Raw genomic sequence first — 22,338 nt, forward strand, 5'->3', positions numbered from 1 at the left:
GGCCACCCGGTCCGAACGTCGTCATGCTGGACCCACCTGGAGGACGTGTGCCACGCGGACCTGCGGGTCGAGCCGTACCCAGGGATGCGCTCCCCAGCCGTAGGTCTCGCCGGACAACAGGTCGTGTGCCACGAAGAACGGGGCATTGTCGTCGCCCTCGGGAGCGCTGAGGCCGAGGGCGGAAAGGTTCAGGTGCACTACAGACTCCTGTGCGTTCCGGGGGTCCAGGTTCAGCACGACCACGACCACGTCGTCGTGCCGTGGGGCACGCCGATCGTTGCCCCCTGCACTCATGGTGCGGCCCTGGGGCTTCGCTGTCGCGCGCGAGAGACGATCAGCGGGGATCCGGCGCGAGAACGCGACCACGTTGCTGTTCGTCGTCGGATGGATCGTCAGGTTTCGGAGCTGCTGGAGCGCCGGGTGCGCCCGGCGGATCTCGTTGAGCTTGCCCAGCAGGAGCGCGATCCCGTACTCGTCGGCACGCTCCCACTCCCTGGGCCGGTACTCGTACTTCTCGTTGTCTATCTGCTCCTCGGCACCGGGCCGCGGGGTGTTCTCCACGAGCTCGTAGCCCGAGTAGATGCCCCAGGTGGGCGAGCCCGTCGCGGCCAGCACCGCGCGTACGGCGAAGGCCGCTACACCACCCTCGCTCAGGTAGGGCGGCAGGATGTCGTGGGTCGTGGGCCAGAAGGACGGGCGCATCACCGACCCCTGCGGCCCGCTGACCTCTGCCAGGTACTCCTCGATCTCCTCCTTGGTGTTGCGCCAGGTGAAGTAGCTGTACGACTGGTGGAACCCGACCCGCGCCAGCGTCTGCATCATCGCCGGCTTGGTGAACGCCTCCGACAGGAAGATGATCTCGGGGTTCGTCGCGTGCACCTGGGCGAGGAGCCACTCCCAGAAGTTGACCGGCTTGGTGTGCGGGTTGTCGATCCGGAACAGGGTGACGCCCCGGTCGATCCACGTGCGGAAGACGTCCAGCATCGCCGCGTACAGGCCTTCGGGATCGGTGTCGAAGCTGAGCGGGTAGATGTCCTGGTACTTCTTGGGCGGGTTCTCCGCGTAGGCGATGGACCCGTCGGCGCGGATGACGAACCACTCGGGGTGCTCGGTGACCCAGGGATGCTCGGGTGACGCGTTGAGGGCGATGTCGAGCGCCACCTCAAGCCCTTGTTCACGGGCCGCCGAGACGAAGTCCTTGAAGTCCTTCTCCGTCCCCAGGTCCGGGTGGATGGCGTCGTGCCCGCCGTCCGCCGACCCGATCGCGTACGGGCTGCCCGGGTCACCCGGCTCCGCGACCAGCGTGTTGTTGCGGCCCTTGCGGAACGTGCTGCCGATGGGGGAGATCGGCGTCAGGTAGACGACGTCGAACCCCATCGCCGCGATGGCAGGCAGCCTCTTCGCGGCGGTCCGGAACGTGCCGGACACCCACGTGCCGTCCTTCTTCTGGTACGCACCCTCCGACCGGGGGAACATCTCGTACCAGGACCCGGCCAGTGCCAGCCGCCTGGACACCCGCAGCGGGTAGGTGTCCGACGCCGAGACCAGCTCCCGCAGGGGCGCGCGCCGCAGGGCCTCGGTGACCTCTGGCGACGTCGCCACCGCGAACCGGGCCTCCGCCGGCCGGGACGCGTCGCCCAGTGCCCGCCGCGCCGCCGTCAGGGCCCGTGCGGCACGGGTGGTGCGGCCCTGGGCGACCAGGGCGTCGTCCGGCACCAGGCGGCAGATCCTGTCGAACAGCCGAACGCCCTCGGCGAGCATCAGCTCGGTGTCGATGCCGGCGGCGATCTTGATCCCAGCGTCGTGCACCCAGGTCGCGTACGGGTCCGACCATCCCTCCACCCGGAACGACCAGTCGCCCTCGGCGTCGGGCTGCAGGAAGCCGCGGAAGCGGTCCAGACCCGGGGAGACGTCGACCATCGGGGCCCACGAGTGGTCGGATCCGTCCGGGGCGACGAGCACAGCGGTCGCGGCGACGGCGTCGTGCCCCTCACGGAAGACCGTCGCCTCGATCGGGACCACCTCCCCGACCACCGCTTTCGCAGGCCACCGTCCGGCCTCGACGACGGGGGAGACCTCGAGGACGGGGATGCGGCCGATCCGGCCGGGAGTCGTGTGCGGGCTCACCGGAACACGCTATCGACCGATACGGGGGACTCGCCTTCCGGGCGCGCCGGGTTTCGAAACTGTCCTGTGGAGGTACGCGGCGACGCCCTGATGACGCCGTGACGACACAGCCGTGACGGCGCCGCCGTGCTGACCCGCGCGGACCAGATCTCATATCCCACCAGGCGAGGTGTGCTCGCTCGGACATGTGCGTAGGCTTCGTCCAGTGAGAGCGATCCGCAGATTCACCGTCCGCACGGTCCTCCCCGAGCAGCTCGCGGCGCTCGACGAGCTGGCCCAGAACCTTCGCTGGTCCTGGCACGCGCCGACGCGCGAGCTGTTCGCGAGCATCGACCCAGAGCTCTGGTCCGACGTCCGGGGCGATCCCGTCGCCCTGCTCGCCGCGCTCGGCTCCGAACGCCTGGCGGCGCTCGCTGCCTCCGAGGAGTTCACCGGCCGGGTGCGTGCCGCGTCGGACGACCTCCACCGCTACCTGCGGGACCCGCGGTGGTACCAGGGGCAGACGACGACGTCGGGCGGCGAGCTGCCGCGCGCCATCGCCTACTTCTCGCCGGAGTTCGGCATCACCTCGGTGCTGCCGCAGTACTCGGGCGGCCTCGGCATCCTGGCGGGTGACCACCTGAAGAGCGCCTCCGACATGGGCGTGCCCATCGTTGGCGTCGGCCTGCTGTACGGGGCCGGCTACTTCCGGCAGTCGCTGACCCGCGACGCCTGGCAGGTGGAGACCTACCCGCTGCTCGACCCGGACGGCCTGCCGCTCGCGGTCCTGCGCGAGGAGGACGGCACCCCCGCGCTCATCTCGCTCGACCTGCCCGGCGGCCGCAAGCTGCACGCGCACGTCTGGGTCGCCGCCGTCGGCCGGGTGCCGCTGCTGCTGCTCGACTCGAACGTGCCGGAGAACGACGACGCCGCCCGCAAGGTCACCGACCGCCTCTACGGCGGCGGCGGCGAGCACCGCCTGCAGCAGGAGCTGCTGCTCGGCGTGGGTGGCGTGCGCGCGCTGCGCGCCTGGTCACGCCTCACCGGCGCGCCGGACCCGGAGGTCTACCACACCAACGAGGGCCACGCCGGCTTCCTCGGGGTGGAGCGCATCCGGGAGCTCGTCGGGTCCGGCCTGAGCGTCGGCGAGGCGCACGAGGCGGTACGCGCCGCGACGGTGTTCACCACGCACACGCCGGTCCCCGCTGGGATCGACCGGTTCCCGAAGGACCTGGTCAGCACCTACTTCGGCGGCGACAACGCGATGGACGGCGTGCCGCTGGAGAGCGTCCTGGCGCTCGGCTCCGAGGACTACGACGGCGGCGACCCGACAGTGTTCAACATGGCGGTGATGGGCCTGCGGCTCGGCGGCCGGGCGAACGGCGTCTCGCTGCTGCACGGCCAGGTCTCGCGGGAGATGTTCGAGGGCCTGTGGCCAGGGTTCGACGCGCGGGAGGTGCCGATCAGGTCGGTCACCAACGGTGTGCACTCGCCCACCTGGGTCGCGCCGCGGCTGGCCGCCGTCGAGGCGGAGCGGATGGGGCTGGACCAGATCACGGCGCCCGAGGCGTCGGCCGGCTGGCTCGACCCGAGCAGGGTGTCCGACGCCGAGCTGTGGGCCCTGCGCGGCGAGCTGCGCGGCGAGCTCGTGGCCGAGGCCCGGCGCCGGGTGCGCAAGTCCTGGCGCGAGCGCGGCGCGTCCCCTGCCGAGCTCGGCTGGGTCGACGACGTGCTGTCGCCCGACGTTCTCACCATCGGCTTCGCCCGCCGGGTGCCCACCTACAAGCGGCTCACGCTCATGCTGCGTGACACGGAGCGGCTCAAGGCGCTCCTGCTGCACCCCGAGCGGCCCGTGCAGCTCATCGTGGCGGGCAAGTCGCACCCGGCCGACGACTCCGGCAAGCGGCTCATCCAGCAGCTCGTCCGGTTCGCCGACGACCCGGAGGTGCGGCACCGCATCGTCTTCCTGCCGAACTACGACATCGGCATGGCGCAGTCGCTGTACCCGGGCTGCGACGTCTGGCTGAACAACCCGCTGCGGCCGCTGGAGGCCTCCGGGACCTCCGGCATGAAGAGCGCGCTCAACGGCGGCCTGAACCTCTCCATCGAGGACGGCTGGTGGGCCGAGTGGTACGACGGCGAGAACGGCTGGGGCATCCCGACGGCTGACGGCGTCGAGGACGCCGACCGCAGGGACGACCTGGAGGCCGCCGCGCTGTACGACCTCGTGGAGTCCCAGGTGGCGCCCGCGTTCTACGACCGGACCGACGGGGTGCCGGGCCGCTGGCTCGAGATGGTGCGGCACACGCTGGCGACGCTCGGCCCGAAGGTGCAGGCCACGCGCATGGTCGGCGAGTACGTGCACGGGCTGTACGCCCCGGCCGCCGAGGCCGGGCGCCTGCTCGCCACCGACGGTTTCGCCGCAGCGAAGGACCTGGCGGGCTGGAAGGCGCACGTGCGGAGCTCGTGGTCCCAGGTGCGGGTGGACCACGTGGAGTCCGCGGGGATCGGCGAGGCGGTGCAGGTGGGCGACCGGCTCACCGTGCGCGCCTACGTCTCGCTCGGCCCGCTCTCGCCCGACGACGTGGACGTCCAGGTGGTGCACGGCCGCGTGACCGAGGCCGACGTCATCGAGGAGTTCGCTGCCGAACCGCTCGCGCTCACCGAGTCCTACGAGGCCGGGCGGCACGCGTTCGGCGGCGAGGTGGAGCTCGACACGTCCGGTCCGTTCGGCTACACGGTCCGCATCGTGCCGCGGCACCAGCACCTGACGAGCGTCGCGGAACTCGGCCTCGTGGCCAACGCCTGACGCCGTCGGCGATCCGTCGGCGGTCCGTCGGACGTGGGAGTGGCCGTCTTCTCGGGAGCGAGAGGGCGGCCACTCCTGTGTTCGCCGCCTGTGACGTGCCCAGGATGTGCCCGGTTCTTCCGGCCGCCGATTAGGCGAAGTGGGTGTCGGGTGGGGAGAGTGGTCCCATGAAGATCAACGTGGACCAGGACGCCTGCTGCGGCGCCGGCCAGTGTGTGCTGCTCGCCCCCGAGGTGTTCGGTCAGGACGAGGACGACCGGGTCGTCCTGCTGGACGAGCGCCCGGGCCCGGAGCTCGACTTCGCCGTGCAGGAGGCAGTGAGCATGTGCCCGACGGGCGTCATCTGGGTGGACCAGAACGCCTGACGGGCCTCGGCGGGATCGGCTTGGCGGTCTCGATCTCGGCGGCCGCGACGGAGACCTCTTCCGGCTCCCCGCGGCCGGGTACCGGATCGGTGCGCAGCCGCAGTCCGGCGTCGGACACGTCCACGACGAAGCCGATCAGGTCCGTCCAGCGGTGTGCCGTCCCGCCGTCGGACACGACAGGGCCGGACGGCGCCAGCCGGCGTCGGACCACCACTCGCGTGCCCGGCCGCAGGGCGCGCCAGCCACCGGCCGGAGCGGGCGGTGTAGCGAATGTCACGTAGGTTCTCTTTCCGCTGCGTGAGACCGGTGGGGATCTGCGGGTCTCCCGGGAGATACTAGGATCGCGCCGCCGGATTCGTACCGCGGTCCGCATCGTGCATGATCCTCAAGTCCGGAAGTGGAAGGACACCCTCGAAGTGACCTACGTGATCGCTCAGCCATGCGTCGACGTCAAGGACCGGGCATGCATCGAGGAGTGTCCCGTGGACTGCATCTACGAGGGCAGCCGCTCCCTGTACATCCACCCCGACGAGTGCGTGGACTGCGGTGCCTGCGAGCCGGTCTGCCCGGTGGAGGCCATCTACTACGAGGACGACGTCCCCGACGAGTGGAAGGACTACTACCGCGCGAACGTCGAGTTCTTCGACGACCTCGGCTCGCCCGGTGGTGCCGCGAAGATGGGCGTCATCGAGAAGGACGACCCGATGATCGCGGCCCTCCCGCCCCAGGCCTGACGGCCGGGACATGGGTCTGCACGACCTGACCGACCTGCCGTACCCCTGGGACTCGATCGCCGGCATCACGGCGACGGCCAAGGCCCACCCGGGCGGTCTGGTCGACCTGTCCATGGGCACGCCCGTCGACCCGACGCCCGAGGTCGTGCGGCAGGCGCTCGAGGCGGCGTCGAACGCGCCGGGCTACCCGCTGACGGCGGGTACACCTGCGCTGCGCCAGGCCGTCGCGGACTGGTTCGCCCGACGGCGGGGCGTGCCCGGCCTCGACCCCGTCGCCGTGCTGCCGACGATCGGCTCCAAGGAGCTGGTCGGCCTGCTGCCCTCGCTGCTCCACCTCGGACCGGGCGACGTCGTCGTGCACCCGGCTGTCGCCTATCCGACGTACGTGGCGGGCATCCGGGCGGCAGGAGCCACACCGCTGGCGACCGACGACGTCGCCGACTGGGCCGGCCGGGACGACGTCCGCATGGTGTGGGTCAACTCTCCGGGGAACCCGACGGGCCGGGTGCTGGACGTCGAGGCCCTGCGTGCGGTGGTGGAGGCCGCGCGCGCCATCGGCGCCGTCGTCGTCTCCGACGAGTGCTACGCGGAGCTGGCGTGGGAGACCCCCTGGGCCGAGGACGGCGTCCCGTCGGTCCTCGACCCGCGCGTGTGTGACGGTTCCCACGACGGGCTGCTCGCGGCGTACTCCCTGTCCAAGCAGTCCAGCATCGCGGGCTACCGGGCGGCGTTCCTCGCCGGTGACGCCGCGCTGATCGCGGACCTCACGCAGACCCGCAAGCATCTCGGCCTCATCGTGCCGGCTCCGGTGCAGGCCGCGATGACGGCAGCGCTGTCCGACGACGAGCACGTCGCGGCGCAGCGCGAGGTCTACGGCGCCCGGCGCCGGGCGCTGACCGCCGCGGTCGTCGCGGCAGGGCTCGTCGTGGAGGAATCAGGAGCAGGCCTGTACCTCTGGGTGGCGGCGCCGGACGGGCGTTCCGGCCTGCAGATCGCCGAATGGTTCGCGGACCGCGGCATCCTTACCGCGCCCGGCCACCTCTACGGCGACAACGAGCACACGCGAGTGGCGCTGACCTCCACTGACGCGCAGATTGCCGATGCTGTGGCACGCCTCACAGAGGCTTGACCGACGGATTGGAAAAAAAAGAGCAGGGCGCGATACTGTCGTGGCCCCAGGTCGACGCTGCCCGTGAATTTCCTTCACCGCAGTTTCACAGCAGTGTCCCTCGTGCGCCATTCAGGAAGGAAGACATGACCTCCACACCGGTGGACGGCTCGAGCCGCGTCGAGCTCGCCGTCAACGGAACCTCTCACGCCCTGCCTGTCGTCGCCGCGAGCGAGGGGAACGACGGCATCGTCGTGTCGTCGCTGCTCAAGGACACCGGCCTGGTGACGGTCGATCCGGGCTTCATGAACACGGCGTCGTGCGAGTCGGCGATCACGTACATCGACGGTGACGCGGGCATCCTGCGCTACCGCGGGTACCCGATCGACCAGCTCGCCTCGGGCTCCGGCTTCCTCGAGGTGGCCTACCTGCTCATCTACGGCGAGCTGCCGAGCGCCACGGAGCTGGCCGCGTTCACCGAGCGGGTCAACCGTCACACGCTCGTGCACGAGGACTTCCGCACGTTCATGGGCACCTTCCCCCGGAACGCGCACCCGATGGCCGTGCTCGCTTCCGCGGTGAACGCGCTGGGCACGTTCTACCCCGAGTCGCTCGACCCCGGGGACGACGACCAGGTCGACCTGGCCACGGTGCTGCTGCTCGCCAAGACGCGCACCATCACGTCCTACCTGCACCGTCGCCGGGTCGGCGAGCCGCTGCTGTACCCGGACTACTCGCGCGGGTACGTCGAGGACTTCCTGCGCATGACGTTCGCGACGCCCTACGAGGCGTACGAGGCGGACCCCACCGTCGTCGACGCGCTGGAGAAGCTGCTGATCCTGCACGCGGACCACGAGCAGAACTGCTCCACGTCGACCGTGCGCGTGGTCGGCTCGTCCAACGCGGACCTGTACTCGTCGGTGGCCGCCGGCGTGAACGCGCTGTCCGGCCCGGCGCACGGCGGCGCCAACGAGGCGGTGCTGACCATGCTGGAGAAGATCCGTTCCGGCGGGGAGACCGTCGCGACGTTCATGGACAAGGTCAAGAACAAGCAGGACGGCGTGCGGCTGATGGGCTTCGGCCACCGCGTGTACAAGTCCTACGACCCGCGCGCCGCGATCGTGAAGAAGTCCGCCGACGAGGTGCTGGAGAAGCTTGGCGCCAAGGACGAGCTGCTCGACATCGCGCGCGGCCTCGAGGAGATCGCCCTCTCGGACGACTACTTCGTCGAGCGCAAGCTCTACCCGAACGTCGACTTCTACACCGGCCTCATCTACAAGGCCATGGGCTTCGAGCCGGCCATGTTCACGCCGCTGTTCGCGCTGGGCCGCATGCCCGGCTGGATCGCCCAGTGGCGCGAGATGAAGAAGGACCCGCAGACGAAGATCGGCCGCCCGCGCCAGGTGTACACCGGCGCGACGGAGCGCCCGTTCGTCCCGGCCGGGATGCGCTGAGGAGCCAGGCTGCGCGCTCAGCCCTCGTCGGAGCGGCGGCTTTGCTGAGTGATTGGGCCCAGAACTCACGTGAGTTCTGGGCCCAATCACTCAGTGAGGGCCATCGGCATCGGTGCGTGATCGGATCGTTGCTCTGGGCTCCACAAATTTCGTAGTCCGTGTCACAGGCCACGGCTAGTTTGGCCCCGTGAGTCGAGCCACCCTCCTTGCCCGCCGGTCCACGGCGCACCGTGGGCTGCTCGCGCTCGTCTGGCTGCTGGTGGCGGTGCTCACGGGTGCCCTCGGCGTGACCGTCGGCTGGACGCAGGCCGCCGCCACCGCCGGTGCCCGTGACGGGCTCGCGGCCGCGGAGCCGTCCGGCCGCGCGCTGCAGCTCGCCACCCGGATGGCGGACGGCGACGCGGCCGACGCGCAGGACGCCAAGGTCCAGCAGGTGCTCGCGGACCTGCTCGACGGCGTGCCGCACCGGGTCGCCTACGACGTGCGGACCGAGCCGCAGTACACGCGGGGCGGTGAGGGGCAGGACCTGGGCCGCTGGTCGGTGGCGCTGCTCCCGGCCTCGTCGCGCGCCGAGACGCTGGCCGGCGGTGGCGCCTCGGGTGTCACCCTGGCGGACGGCGCCTGGCCCGTCGGCCCCGACGAGGCGGCGGTGCAGGCCGACGCCGCTCAGGCCGCCGGCCTGAGCGTCGGCGACACCGTTCGCCTCGGCGTCGACCCGGACAGCCCCACCGCTACCGGCACGCCGGTCACCATCGCCGCGACCTGGCGGATCACCGACCCCGACGACGCGGTCTGGCTCGGCGACCCCGCGACGCTGACCGGCTCGGACGGCGCCTACCCCGGCCCGGTGGTGGTGAGCCAGGAGACCTTGGCCGGCCTGGACACCGACCCGTTCGCCCGCTGGACGGTCGTGCCCGACGGCGCGGCGGTCACCCCCGCGCACCTGCCCGCCCTCGCGGCGCTCGCCGCCGGGATCGAGGGCGGTCTGGGCGAGGACACGTCCGTCGCGCCCCGCGGTCTGACCGTCGTGGGAACGCTCGGCACGACGGCTGCCGACCTCGTGGCCGCGCTGGACGCGGCGGACGCCGTCGCCCTGGTGCCGCTCTGCCTGCTGGCGCTGGTGGGCCTGGTCGCGCTGGTGCAGGTGGCGCGGCTGCTGGCCGCCACGAGGGAGGGGGAGGTAGCGCTGCTCGTCTCGCGCGGAGCCTCGCCCGGGACGGTGACGGCGGCCGCCGTAGTGGAGGGCGTCCTGCTGGCGCTGACGGCCGCCGCGGCGGGCGGGACCGCCGCATGGGCCGCGCTGGAGATCGTCGCAGCGTCGGACACCGGGGCCGCCGCCCCCGGGGCGACACCGGTGGCGGTGGCGCTCGCGATGGCCGTCGTGGCGGCCGCGACGCTCGCCCTGGTCGCGGCGCTGCAGGCGCAGGCGGCGGTCCGGAGACAGGTGACCGACCGCTCGGGACGCGTACGCCAGGTGGCCGCGCTGGGCACGGTGGTGCTGACGGTGGCCGCCGCGGCGGTCAGCGTCAGCCAGCTGCTGCGCTACGGCTCCCCGCTCCTGACCACCCCCGGCGGTGCGCGCACCGACCTCACGGCAGCAGCGGCACCGGCCCTCGTGCTGGCCGCGCTCGCCGTGGCGGCGATGGCCGTGCTCGGCCCGGCCACCCGGCTGTGGGCGGCGCTCGCCGGCCGGTCGCGCGGCGTCGTCGGGCCGCTGGCGGCCCGGCAGGTGGCCCGGCGGCTCGTCGTCTACGTGGTGCCGGTGGTCCTGCTCGTGCTCGCGGGCGGTGCCGCGACCCTGGCCGGCGGGTACACCGGCACCGCCGAGCGGCTGCGAGCCGACGTCGACGTGCTCGCCAACGGCGCCGACGTGCGGGTCACGGCACCGGAGAACGGGCCCCTCGACCCGGCGCCGTACCTGCTGGGCGGGCCGGGTACCGACACAGCCGGCCCGGACGCCGTCGCCGCGGCGCCCGCGCTGGCCACCACCGCCTACTCCGACGGGCGCCCGGTCACGATGCTCGCGCTGCCGGCGGCCGCGCTGCCCGCCGTGATGCGCGCCCCGACCGAGGTGCTCGACGTCGACCGGGTGGCCGCCGACCTGGCCGGCGACCCGTTCGCGACGGCGCCCGTCCTGCCCGACGACGCCCGCGACGTCCGCCTCACGATGAGCGGCTGGATCCGGCCGGCGCCGGGCGTGACGACGTCGGGTGGGCCCTCGCACGAGCTGGACATGTCGCTGGTGCTCGCCGCGCCCGACGGGACCCTCGCCACGCTCGACCTCGGACAGCTCGCAGAGGGCGACGGGACCGGCGACACCCTCGGCCCGGACCTGACCACGCACGAGCTGTCCGCAGTGGTGCCTCCGCCCCCGGCAGGCCAGGCCTGGCACGTCGCCGCCCTCGACCTGGACACCCGGCCGGGCTGGTGGCTCGCCGACGCGAGGCTGAGCGTCGTCGGGCTCACCGCCGGCGGGGAGCCCCTGGAAGTCGCCGGGTGGACACCGTCCGACCTGCTCGACGGCCCCGCTGGGCTGGAGCTGAGCCCCGACGCGCCGCCCGGCGAGGCAGAGCTCAGCATGCCGCTCGGTGACGGCGCGGCGGGGGCCAGCAGACTGCGCCTCCTGACCACACCCGAACCGGCCCCGGTCCCGCTGCTCGTCTCCTCCTCGCTGACGGAGGAGCTGGGCATCGAGCCGGAGGAGCCGTTCGAGCTGACCCTCGGCGGAACACGTCTGGCGGTCGTTGCCGTCGGGTCGTCGGGCACGGTGCCCGGCGCGCTCGAGCCGTACGCCGCCCTGCTGGACCGGGGCGCGCTCGCTGCCGCGCTGGTCCGTGAGGTCAAGGAACCGGCGCTGACGAGCGAGGTCTGGCTGGCCGCGGGACCGCCAGGCGCCGCGGCACCCGCCGCCGCCGTGACCCGGCTGGCCGAGGAGGTGACCGTCGCGGCAGAGGCCACCAGTGCGACCGTCCGCGACCGGCCGGATGTCACGACGCCCGGCCAGGGCACCACGGCGACGGCCGTACCCGTGCGGGTCTCGTTCTGGCTCGCCGCCGCGGGAGCGACAGTGCTCGCCCTCGCGGGAGTGCTCGCGGTCGCCGTCGCGACCCTGCGCCAGCGGCGCGGCGAGGTGATCGTGCTGCGCGCCGTCGGGCTCGGCCCGGCGGCCCAGGCCAGGGCACGGTCCGCCGAGCTGGTCTCCGTCGGCCTGGTGGCGCTCGCGGTGGGCGCCGTCGCAGGCTGGTGGGTGGCACGGTTCGTGGTCGGCGGCCTCGCGGCCGCGACGCTCACCGGCATCTCCGCCGCACCACCGGCCCGGTTCGTCCTGGAGACCGCTGGAACCGGCCTGGTGCTGGCCGCCGCGGTGGCCGGCCTCGTCCTGGTGGCGGCAGGGGTGGGCGGGCGCGTCGCCGGGCAGGCCCGCGACACCACCTACCGGGAGGAGGTCCGCTGATGGGCGCACTGTCCGGACTAGGTCTGCTCGCGCGGCGGCAGCTCCGCACGTCCTGGGGTGCCACCGCGACGCTCGGCGTCGTCGCGTTCCTCGCGGCCGGGGTGCTGTCGACCGCGCCGCGCGCCGTCGCCACCATGCACGCGGACCAGGTCGCCTACGAGACGGCGGCGGCCTCCGGCCTCTCCAAGGACGTGATCTCGGTGGTCGGGGCGGTTCCCGGGGAGCCGCCGGGCGGGATGTACTACGTCCCCGGTGAGGAACCCGCCGCGGACACCCCCGTCGAGCCCGACTGGTCACCGTTCCTCGCCAACCTCGACGCCGTGCGCGCCGAAGTACCGGAGCCGCTGCGCTCGGCGATGGGTGCGCCGGACTTCCACGTGAGCGCCACCGAGCTCGCCTACACGGACCCGGTGCCGGCCTCGGAGCTGGCCGAGGCCAAGATCCTGCTCCGCGCGGCTCCCGGCCTGGCGGACCGGACCGACCTCGTCGAGGGGAGCTGGCCCGTGGCGACACCGGCCGGTGGCGACCGGCCGTTCGAGGTCGCGGTGTCGCGCGCCGTCGCCGACGCCTACGGCTGGGAGCTCGGCGGACGGTACGAGACGCTCGGCGGCTCGGGTGTGGTCGCCCTGGCGGACCGTTACCCGAGCCTGGTCGTGACGGGCATCTTCGACGCCGGTGATCCCGACGCCGACTACTGGTTGCACAACAGCCTCGGCGCACGGGCCTCCCTGATCAACGACCCGAACCGCGGCCTGCTCGGTACGGCCGCCGTCTATGTCAGCCCGGCGATGATCGTGCCCCTGACCCTCGGGTACGCCGAGACCCGTATCTGGTACCCGGTCAGCACCGACGACGTGACGGCGGACGCCGTGCCGGAGCTCCTGTCCCAGGTCAACGGGCTCTCGGCCAAGGTGATCCCCGTGGCGGCCGGCCCCGACGACCCCACGCCGATGCAGCTTCGGCCCGACAGCCGGCTCAGCGAGATCCTGGACCGCCTGCTCGCGCAGCGGACCGGTGTCGACGCGATAGTGGCGGTCCTCGCCGTCGGACCGCTCGGCGCGACCGTCGCCGTGCTGGCCCTGGGCGCCCGGCTCGTCGTGGACCGGCGCCGCTCGGCCCTCGCGCTGCTGCGCGCCCGCGGAGCGTCAGGGGCCCAGCTCCGCCTGCTCATGGGGGGCGAAGGACTCGTCGTCGGGCTCGGCTCGGCGGCCGTCGGGTTCGCGGCGGGCCTCGCGCTGTCGGCCGCGCTCGGGATGGACGCACCGGTGACCGCGAGCCAGGTAGGGCTCGCCCTCGCGGCGGGGCTCGCCCCGGCGGCGGCTCTCGCGCTCGCCACGTCGCCCGCCGGGCTCCGGACGACCCGGGCGGACCTCGCGCCCCGCTCGAGCAGCCGCGTGCGCTGGGTGCTCGAGGTGCTCGTCGTCGCGGGCGCGGCACTCGCGACCTGGCTGCTGCTCTCCCGCGGGGTGGTGGCCGGCTCGGGTGCGGGCTCCGGCGTCGACCCGCTGGTGGCCGCCGCGCCGCTGCTGGTCTCCCTCGCCCTCACCCTGCTCGCCGTGCGGGCCTACCCGTGGATCGCGCTGGCGGTCGAGCGCGCGCTCGCGCCGCGCCGCGACCTGGTGCCGTTCCTCGGGGCCGCCCGCGCCACGCGTGACCCGGCGGGCGGACCCGTGCCCGCGGTGGCGCTGGTGCTCGCCGTGGCCGTCGCGGCGACGTCAGCGGTGCTGTACTCGACGGTCTCCGGCGGCGTGGTCCGCGAGGCCTGGCGCGCGACCGGCGCCGATCTCCGGATCTCCGGCCCGATGGTCGACGAGCCGGTGGCCGAGCAGATCGCCGCGCTCGACGGCGTCGAGGTGGTGGTCCCGGTCGGCGAGGTCGGCGACGGCGTCCTGCAGGGCGAGGGGGCCTCCTCGAACGCGGAGACCCGCCGTGCGGAGATCTACACCGTTGACGCGGCAGCGCTCGCGACCGCCCAGGCGGACGTGGCAGGGGCGCCGGAGACGCTCGGCGACCTGGCGCGCGCGACCGGCTCCGGCGAGGCGGACGACGCGGTCCCGGTGATCCTCACCCGAGCCGCTGCCGGCCCCGGCGTGAGCCCAGGCAGTACGGGGATCACGCTCGCGACGCAGGAGGGCGGCGTCGCCGTGCACGTCGTCGACGTGGTCGACGAGCTGCCCGGCCTCCCGGCCGGCCGCGCGCTCGTCCTCGTCGACACGGATCGGCTGGCCTCGGCCACCGGCGACACCGCCTACCCGCGGCTCGCGCTCGTGGGCCTGACCGACGACGCCGACCGCTCGGCGGTCAGGGCAGACATCACCCGCCTGCTCCCGTCGGCGATGGTGGAGGACCCGGACCAGGAGGCCGACGAGATGCTGGCGGCGCCGGTCTCCGGCGGGCTGGTGATCGCGTTCGTGCTGGCCGTGCTCCTCGCGGGTCTGTTATGCGCGGCGGCGGTGGTGATGACGTTGATGCTCGCGGCACCCGCGCGCGCCCGGCTGCTCGCCGTGCTGCAGACGCTCGGCCTGTCGCCACGCCAGGGGCGCGGGCTCGTCGGCTGGGAGATCGGGCCGTGGGCGGTGGTGGCGCTCGCCGTTGGCGCGGTGCTCGGCGTCGCGGTGCCGTCGCTCGTGCTCGCCGCTGTCGACGTCACGGCGCTGACGGGCGGCACGACGCAACCCGGTCCGCAGTACGACCCCCTGCTCCTCGGCGCGGCCGCCGCAGGGTTCGTCGTGGTGGTGCTGGCGGCGGTGGGTGCAGCGGCGGCGTTGAGCCGGCGCGGCGAGGTGGCGGCCCAGCTGCGGATGGGCAGCAATGACTGACGCGACGACCCTGTACCCAGGCGTTCGAGACCCAGGAGTTCGAGAGGGGACCCGATGAGCACGACCATCGAGCTGACGGACGGCGGCGCCCCGGCGTCGGCCGTACCGGCGGGCGGCGGGGAGATCCGGTGCGGCGACCTGGTCCGGATCTTCGCGACGGACGGCGTCGAGGTGCAGGCGCTGCAGGGGCTGACGCTGAGCGTCGACCCGGGGGAGATCGTCGCCGTCGTCGGCGCGTCCGGGTCCGGGAAGTCGACGCTCCTGACGATCCTCTCCGGCCTGGACACACCGACCGGCGGGTCGGCGGTGGTGGCGGGGACCGACCTGCTGACCATGGGGCACACCGAACGGGTGCGCTACCAGCGCTCGACCGTCGGCTTCGTGTGGCAGCAGACCTCGCGCAACCTCCTGCCGTACCTCACGGCGAGCGAGAACGTCCGGCTCCCGCTGGAGCTGGCGTCCCGCGGGTCGAGCCTGTCGCGGCGGGACCGCGCGCGCCGCGTCGAGGCCCTGCTCGAGCTGCTGGAGGTCGGTCACGTGGCCGGGCGGCGGCCGGGCGAGATGTCCGGCGGGGAGCAGCAGCGGACGGCGATCGCGGTCGCCGTGGCCAACAACCCCCGCGTGCTGCTGGCCGACGAGCCGACCGGCGAGCTGGACGAGGCGACCTCCGTCGAGGTGCTGGAGGCCCTGCGCGGCGTGAACCGGGAGACGGGCGTGACCACCCTGATCGTCACGCACGACCCGACGGTGTCCGAGCACGTCGCGCGCACCGTCCAGATCCGCGACGGCCGTACCTCGACGGAGACGCTGCGGCGCACGGAGACCGACGAGCACGGTCAGGCACGGCACGTCTCGGAGGAGTTCGCGGTGCTCGACCGGGTGGGCCGCCTGCAGCTCCCGCAGGACTTCGTGCACGCGCTCGACCTGCGCGACCGCGTGCGGCTGGCCCTGGAGCCGGACCACGTGGGCGTCTGGCCGGCGGCGCCGTCCCCCGCGGCGGACCGCGAGACCGAGGAGGACCGATGACGACGACGACCGAGGCGCGCACCGTGCTGCGCGCCCAGGGCCTCACCAGGGTGTTCGGTACCGGGGCGGGCGAGGTGCACGCGCTGACCAGCGCGTCGCTGGAGGTCGCGGCGGGCGAGCTGCTCGTGGTGCGCGGCCCGTCCGGCTCGGGCAAGACGACGCTGCTGAACCTGCTGGGCGGCCTGGACCGTCCGACGTCGGGCAGCGTGTGGCTGGGCGACGCGGAGCTGACGGCGCTGGGGGAGAAGGCGGTGCTCACCGCCCGGCGTGAGCGGATCGGCTACGTGTTCCAGTCGTTCGGGCTGGTGCCCGTGCTGTCAGCGGCGGAGAACGTGGAGGTGCCGCTGCGGCTGCGCCGCACGGCCCCGGCCGAGCGCGCGGAACGGGTGGCGGCCGCGCTGGACGCCGTCGGGCTGGCCGGGCACGCGAGGCAGCGGCCCTACGAGCTCTCCGGCGGCCAGCAGCAGCGGGTGGGCATCGCCCGCGCGCTCGTCGCCGATCCTGAGCTGCTGCTCGCTGACGAGCCCACCGGACAGCTCGACTCCGGGACCGCTGCCGTGGTGATGGACCTGCTCGCCCAGGTGGTGCACGAGAGGGGTGTCGCCGCCGTCGTCTCCACGCACGACCCGGAGCTGATGGCTCGCGCGGACCGGGTGGTGGAACTTCACGACGGCCGGGTAATAGACCGAGGCAACGGGTGAATTTCCTGGTGAAAGGCCTGACGACACCTTTGTTACGGGCGTGAGAACCGCCTGGTCAGAACTGTTACCGAGTGTTACCCGCGTATACCGAGATGGTCACAACTCGGTGGCTTTTCCTGTGAGGTGGTCATCGTCATCTGCAAGGAGCGGCTACGTTAGGTCTGTTATCACTGGGCGCAAAGAAGCGTCCGCATCGCTCCGGACCGCGACCCGTCGGCTCGGGGTGAACTGCTACCCAGGAGGACACGTGACACCTCGAAAGCGTCTTGTGGGGCTCGGCGCGTTCGCGCTCGCCTCGTCGCTCGTACTGACCGCTTGTGGCGGTGGCGGCGGCGGCGATGAAACCGGCGAGGGCACCAGCACCGGCATCGTGACGGTCGGAAACGGTGAGCCGCAGAACCCGATCATCCCGACCATGACCAACGAGGTCTTCGGATCCAAGGTCACGAGCAACATCTTCGCCGGCCTGGTCTACTACGACGCCGAGGGCGTCGTGCACAACGAGGTCGCTGAGTCGATCGAGTCGGAAGACAACAAGGTCTGGAACGTCAAGCTCAAGGACGGCTGGACGTTCTCGGACGGCACGCCGGTCACGGCGGAGAGCTTCGTCAAGGCGTGGAACTACGGCGCCTACGGCCCCAACGCGCAGAACCTGAGCTACTTCTTCGAGCCGATCGAGGGCTTCGCGGATCTCCAGCTCGCGGAGGACCAGTTCGACGAGGAGGGTGCGCCCATCGAGGGCGAGGTGCCGGCCGCTGAGGAGCTCTCGGGCCTCGAGGTCGTCAGCGACACCGAGTTCAACGTCACCCTGACGCAGCCGGAGTCCGACTTCCCGCTGCGCCTGGGCTACTCGGCCTTCTACCCGCTGCCCGAGTCCTTCTTCGAGGACCCGGAGGCGGCCGGTGAGGCCCCGATCGGCAACGGCCCCTACGTCCTGGAGACCTGGGAGCACAACGCGCTCATCGAGCTGCGCCCGAACGAGTCGTACCAGGGTGACCGCGAGGTCCAGAACGGTGGTGTCGACCTGGTCGCCTACACCGACGAGGACTCGGCGTACAACGACCTGCTCGACGGCAACCTGGACATCGTCACCAACGTCCCGGCGTCGGCGTTCGGCACGTTCGAGGAGGAGCTCGGTGACCGTGCGGTCAACCAGCCCGCTGCCGTCATCCAGGTGATCAACGTCCCCGAGTACGTCGAGGGCTTCCAGGGCGAGGCCGGGCTGATGCGCCGTCAGGCCATCTCCATGGCGATCGACCGCGACCAGGTCACCGAGACGGTCTTCTCCGGCTCGCGTACCCCCGCCACCGACTTCACCTCTCCCGTCATCAACGGCTGGAGCGAGGACCTCGAGGGCAACGAGGTGCTGCAGTACAACCCCGAGGAGGCCAAGCGTCTCTGGGACGAGGCAGAGGCGATCGAGCCGTGGGGCGACGAGCCGCTGTACATCGCGTCCAACGCGGACAGCGACCACCAGTCGTGGGTCGACCCGGTCTGCAACGGCATCCGCGACACGCTCGGCATCGACTGCGAGTTCGACGCGTACCCCACGTTCGACGAGTTCCTCGACGCGCGTGACAACGACGAGATCAAGGGTCTCTTCCGTGGCGGCTGGCAGGCCGACTACCCGGCGATGGGTAACTTCCTCGGCCCGATCTACGGCACGGGTGCCGGCTCGAACGACATGGGCTACTCGAGCGAGGAGTTCGACGCCAAGCTGACCGAGGCCAACGGCGCGCCCGACGCGGAGACGGCGGTCGAGCTGTACAAGGAGGCCCAGACGATCCTGTTCCAGGACATGCCGGGCATCCCGCTCTGGTACAACAACGCGACCGGTGGCTGGTCCGAGTCCGTCGACAACGTCGTGTTCGGCTGGGACAGCGACCCGCTGCTGTACCAGGTGACCAAGTCGGAGTGAGCCTGATCACGTCCGGATCTCCGGCGTGACGCTTCGCTCCAGGTGAGGCGGGGTACGCACGTCGCGTACCCCGCCTTCCACTGTGCTGCGGCGCTCCGCCGGGAAGTTGTCCGGGAGAATGGTTCGCTGAAACCGCCCAAGGAGAATCTTCGATGCTTTGGTATCTCGGTCGCCGGCTGCTGCAGGTGATCCCTGTGTTTCTCGGCGCCACCCTGCTGCTCTACGCGCTGGTGTTCCTGCGCCCTGGTGACCCCGTGGCCGGACTGGGCGGTGAGCGTGGGCTGCCCGAAGCCGTGCAGCAGCAGATCCGCGCCCAGTTCCACCTGGACCAGCCGTTCATCGTGCAGTACCTGTACTACCTGAAGGGCATCTTCACCTTCGACCTCGGTAACACCTTCACCGGTCGTCCGGTCGCAGAGGTGGTCGCGGATGCCCTGCCCATCACGTTCCAGCTCGCCATCATGGCCCTCGCCATCGAGACGATCTTCGGCATCGGCTTCGGCCTCTTCGCCGGTATCCGCAAGGGCAAGATCTTCGACTCGACCGTCCTGGTGCTGAGCCTGCTGCTCATCGCGCTGCCGACGTTCGTCACCGGTCTGGTCCTGCAGATCGTCGTCGGCGTCCGCCTCGACTGGCTGCCCGTCACCGCCGGCCGAGATCCCGACTTCATCAGTCTGCTCATGCCTGCCGTTGTGCTCGCGACGACGTCGTTCGCCCAGATCCTGCGCCTGACCCGTACCTCGGTGATCGAGAACGTGACCGCCGACTTCGTCCGCACCGCGCGCGCCAAGGGCCTGCCGCGCGACAAGGTGACGACCCGGCACGTGCTGCGCAACTCGCTCATCCCCGTCGTCACCTTCATCGGCGTCGACCTGGGCAACCTGATGACCGGCTCGATCGTCACCGAGGGCATCTTCAACATCAACGGTGTGGGTGGCACGCTCTTCGAGGCGATCCAGCGCGGCGAAGCGGTCACGATCGTGACGATGTCGACCGTGATCGTGCTCGTCTACATCGTCGCCAACCTGCTCGTGGACCTGCTGTACGCCGTCCTGGACCCGAGGATCCGTTATGCCTGAGAACCGCTACGACAAGGCCCCGCGTCCGGGCCAGGGCCACTTCGTGGCCGCACCCGAGGACGTCAAGGTCGGCGTGGTCGACGCCGTCTCGGTCGACGAGGCGCCGTCGAGCATGTGGCGCGACGCCTGGCGGGACATGAGCCACCGCGCGCTGTTCTGGGTCTCCGCGCTGATGATCCTGGTGGTCGTCGTGGTGTCGATCGCCCCGGGGGCGTTCACGGACCTGCTGCCGCGCAACGGCTGCGTCCTGCCGGACTCGCTGCTCCCGCCGTCGAGAGAGCACCTGTTCGGCACCGACAAGATCGGCTGCGACATCTACACGCGGACGCTCTACGGGGCTCGCGCGTCGGTGCTGGTGGGTCTGCTCACGACGGCCTTCGTCGTGGTGCTCGGTACCGCGATCGGCGCCATCGCCGGCTACTACGGCGGCTGGATCGACACGATCCTGTCGCGCGTCACGGACATCTTCTTCGCTGTGCCGTTCGTGCTCGCCGCAATCGTGATCCTCAGCATCGTGCCGTCCCGCAGTCCGTTGGCGGTGGCCCTGGTGCTGGCCTCGTTCGGCTGGACCACCATCGCCCGGATCACGCGTGGCGCGGTCCTGAGCGTGAAGAACAACGAGTTCGTGACCGCGTCCAAGGCGCTGGGCATGAGCCGCGGCGCCATCCTCTGGCGGCACGTGCTGCCCAACTCGGCGGCGCCGATCATCGTGTACTCCACGGTCGCGCTCGGCACGTTCATCGTGGCAGAGGCCACGCTGACGTTCCTCGGCATCGGGCTGGACCCGTCCACCGTCTCCTGGGGCGGTGACCTGTCGAACGGACGGGCCTCGATCCGCACCAACCCGGACATCATGTTCTACCCGGCCGCTGCGCTCGCCTTCACGGTGCTCGGCTTCATCATGCTGGGCGACGTGGTGCGCGACGCCCTCGACCCGAAGGCGAGGAAGCGATGACCACCACGATCACCCTCACCGACGGATCCACCGAGGACACCCCGGTGCCCGCCGAGAAGCGTGACGACAGCACCCCGCTGCTTGAGATCCGCGACCTGCAGGTCTCCTTCACCACGGCGACCGGCAAGGTCGACGCCGTCCGCGGCGTGGACCTCACGATCTACCCGGGTCAGTCCGTGGCGATCGTCGGCGAGTCGGGTTCCGGCAAGTCGACCACCGCGCACGCGATCATCGACCTGCTGCCCGGCACCGGCAAGGTGACCGGCGGGTCCATCTCGTTCGGCGGGCGCGAGCTCGTCGGCCTCAAGCGCAAGCAGATCGAGGACCTGCGCGGGCGCGAGATCGGCCTGGTTCCGCAGGACCCGATGTCCAACCTGAACCCGGTGTGGCGCATCGGCACGCAGATCGACGAGGCGCTGGTCGCCAACGGCTTCCAGGGCACCAGGGCGGAGCGGACGGCCCGCGTCGCCGAGCTGCTCGGCGAGGCCGGCCTGCCCGACGCCGCGCGCCGGGCCCGCCAGTTCCCGCACGAGTTCTCCGGCGGTATGCGCCAGCGGGCGCTCATCGCGATCGGCCTCGCCTCACGGCCGAAGCTGCTCATCGCCGACGAGCCGACGTCCGCTCTCGACGTCACGGTCCAGAAGAAGATCCTGGACCACCTGGAGGACCTGACCGCCGAGCTCGGCACCGCCGTCCTGTTCATCACGCACGACCTGGGCCTGGCCGCGGAGCGCGCCGAGCACCTCATCGTGATGTACAAGGGCAGGATCGTGGAGTCCGGCCCGGCGCTGCAGATCCTCAAGGACCCGCAGCACGAGTACACCAAGCGGCTCGTGTCCTCGGCCCCGTCGCTGGCCTCGCGCCGCATCCAGTCCGCGCACGAGCGTGGCGCGGAGGCGGAGGACCTGCTCGCCGAGCACGCGGACGAGGTGCAGGCGTCGGCACCCGACGTCGTCGTGGCGAAGGACCTGACCAAGGTGTTCCGCATCCGTGGTTCCCGGCCGGGTACGCACACCGACTTCACGGCGGTCGACGGCATCGACTTCGCGCTGCCCAAGGGGCACACGCTCGCTCTGGTGGGCGAGTCGGGCTCCGGCAAGTCCACGGCGGCCAACATGGTGCTGGGACTGCTCGAACCGACGTCGGGCACCGTCATGTTCGACGGCAAGGACGTCGCCAAGATGTCCGCGAAGGAGCAGTTCGCGCTGCGCCGTCGGGTGCAGCCGGTGTTCCAGAACCCGTACGGGTCGCTGGACCCGACGTACTCGGTGTTCCGGTCGATCGAGGAGCCGCTCGCCCTGCACCGGGTGGGCGACCGCAAGTCCCGCGAGGCCCGCGTCCGCGAGCTGCTGGACATGGTCTCCCTGCCGCAGGCGACCATGCGCCGGTTCCCGAACGAGCTGTCGGGCGGGCAGCGGCAGCGCATCGCCATCGCGCGTGCGCTGGCGCTCAAGCCAGAGGTGCTCGTGCTCGACGAGGCCGTCTCGGCGCTCGACGTGCTGGTCCAGGCGCAGATCCTGACGCTGCTCAACGACCTGCAGGCCGAGCTGGGGCTGTCCTACCTCTTCATCACGCACGACCTCGCGGTCGTGCGGCAGATCGCCGACCTGGTGGCAGTGATGAAGGACGGCAGCATCGTGGAGCACGCGACCACCGACGAGGTGTTCGACAACCCGCAGCAGGAGTACACGCGGGACCTGCTGGCGGCGATCCCGGGCGCGAGCCTGGAGATCGGCGGCTGACCCGAAGCAGGTCCGTCGAAGTAGAGCGCCTGTCCGAGTCTCCCCGGTGACCCCGGGCGACCCGGACA

At 71.9% G+C, this 22,338-nt stretch carries 15 protein-coding genes; 13 read left to right on the top strand and 2 right to left on the bottom strand.

Annotation, left to right across the window (positions count from 1 at the left end):
* Positions 1-21: 21 nt before the first annotated feature.
* Entirely contained in the window at positions 22-2,127 is a 2,106-nt protein-coding gene (locus ACFWE2_RS08465; protein WP_377223770.1) for an alpha-1,4-glucan--maltose-1-phosphate maltosyltransferase, read from the bottom strand.
* Between the two features lie 205 nt (positions 2,128-2,332).
* Between ACFWE2_RS08465 and glgP the strand changes: the two genes are divergently transcribed.
* Both glgP and ACFWE2_RS08475 read left to right on the top strand, forming a co-directional pair.
* A complete protein-coding gene (gene glgP, locus ACFWE2_RS08470; RefSeq protein WP_377223771.1) occupies positions 2,333-4,915 on the top strand; it encodes an alpha-glucan family phosphorylase in 2,583 nt (860 codons plus the stop codon).
* A 167-nt stretch (positions 4,916-5,082) separates the two neighbouring features.
* Positions 5,083-5,280, top strand: a complete 198-nt coding sequence (locus ACFWE2_RS08475) for a ferredoxin (RefSeq protein ID WP_377223772.1) — start codon at positions 5,083-5,085, stop codon at positions 5,278-5,280.
* Here the strand turns inward: ACFWE2_RS08475 and ACFWE2_RS08480 are convergent.
* Positions 5,255-5,557 carry a DUF6725 family protein gene (locus tag ACFWE2_RS08480; RefSeq protein ID WP_377223773.1) on the bottom strand — a complete coding sequence of 101 codons (303 nt, stop codon included), beginning with the start codon at positions 5,555-5,557 and terminating at the stop codon, positions 5,255-5,257. The two genes, ACFWE2_RS08475 and ACFWE2_RS08480, sit on opposite strands and share 26 nt — an antisense overlap.
* A gap of 139 nt (positions 5,558-5,696) precedes the next feature.
* Here ACFWE2_RS08480 and fdxA point away from each other — a divergent pair, with 139 nt between their 5' ends.
* From fdxA to ACFWE2_RS08535, 11 genes are all read left to right on the top strand, one after another.
* Entirely contained in the window at positions 5,697-6,014 is a 318-nt protein-coding gene (fdxA, locus tag ACFWE2_RS08485; RefSeq protein WP_020017584.1) for a ferredoxin, read from the top strand.
* Positions 6,015-6,024: 10 nt separating this feature from the next.
* Positions 6,025-7,143 carry a succinyldiaminopimelate transaminase gene (dapC, locus tag ACFWE2_RS08490; RefSeq protein ID WP_377223774.1) on the top strand — a complete coding sequence of 373 codons (1,119 nt, stop codon included), beginning with the start codon at positions 6,025-6,027 and terminating at the stop codon, positions 7,141-7,143.
* 125 nt (positions 7,144-7,268) lie between these two features.
* The gene (locus ACFWE2_RS08495) at positions 7,269-8,576 is read left to right on the top strand and encodes a citrate synthase (protein WP_377223775.1); all 1,308 of its coding nucleotides are present in this window, start codon (positions 7,269-7,271) and stop codon (positions 8,574-8,576) included.
* Positions 8,577-8,763: 187 nt separating this feature from the next.
* Positions 8,764-12,030 carry an FtsX-like permease family protein gene (locus tag ACFWE2_RS08500; protein ID WP_377223776.1) on the top strand — a complete coding sequence of 1,089 codons (3,267 nt, stop codon included), beginning with the start codon at positions 8,764-8,766 and terminating at the stop codon, positions 12,028-12,030.
* Positions 12,030-14,849: an FtsX-like permease family protein gene (locus tag ACFWE2_RS08505; RefSeq protein ID WP_377223777.1), complete on the top strand. Its 2,820-nt coding sequence runs from the start codon at positions 12,030-12,032 to the stop codon at positions 14,847-14,849. The genes ACFWE2_RS08500 and ACFWE2_RS08505 overlap by 1 nt, the downstream gene beginning before the upstream one ends.
* 54 nt (positions 14,850-14,903) lie before the next feature.
* Positions 14,904-15,875: an ABC transporter ATP-binding protein gene (locus tag ACFWE2_RS08510; protein ID WP_377223778.1), complete on the top strand. Its 972-nt coding sequence runs from the start codon at positions 14,904-14,906 to the stop codon at positions 15,873-15,875.
* Entirely contained in the window at positions 15,872-16,576 is a 705-nt protein-coding gene (locus ACFWE2_RS08515; RefSeq protein ID WP_377223779.1) for an ABC transporter ATP-binding protein, read from the top strand. Before ACFWE2_RS08510 ends, ACFWE2_RS08515 begins: the two co-directional genes overlap by 4 nt.
* A 247-nt stretch (positions 16,577-16,823) precedes the next feature.
* The gene (locus ACFWE2_RS08520) at positions 16,824-18,494 is read left to right on the top strand and encodes an ABC transporter substrate-binding protein (RefSeq protein ID WP_377223780.1); all 1,671 of its coding nucleotides are present in this window, start codon (positions 16,824-16,826) and stop codon (positions 18,492-18,494) included.
* A gap of 152 nt (positions 18,495-18,646) precedes the next feature.
* Positions 18,647-19,573, top strand: coding sequence for an ABC transporter permease (locus ACFWE2_RS08525; protein WP_377223781.1), 927 nt, complete (start codon positions 18,647-18,649; stop codon positions 19,571-19,573).
* Positions 19,566-20,528, top strand: a complete 963-nt coding sequence (locus tag ACFWE2_RS08530; protein WP_377223782.1) for an ABC transporter permease — start codon at positions 19,566-19,568, stop codon at positions 20,526-20,528. Before ACFWE2_RS08525 ends, ACFWE2_RS08530 begins: the two co-directional genes overlap by 8 nt.
* On the top strand, positions 20,525-22,270 hold the full coding sequence (locus ACFWE2_RS08535; protein WP_377223783.1) for a dipeptide ABC transporter ATP-binding protein: 1,746 nt from the start codon (positions 20,525-20,527) through the stop codon (positions 22,268-22,270). Before ACFWE2_RS08530 ends, ACFWE2_RS08535 begins: the two co-directional genes overlap by 4 nt.
* The last annotated feature ends 68 nt before the right edge of the window (positions 22,271-22,338 follow it).

It is taken from the genome of Promicromonospora sp. NPDC060271, assembly GCF_042726755.1.
Lineage (GTDB): Bacteria > Actinomycetota > Actinomycetes > Actinomycetales > Cellulomonadaceae > Promicromonospora.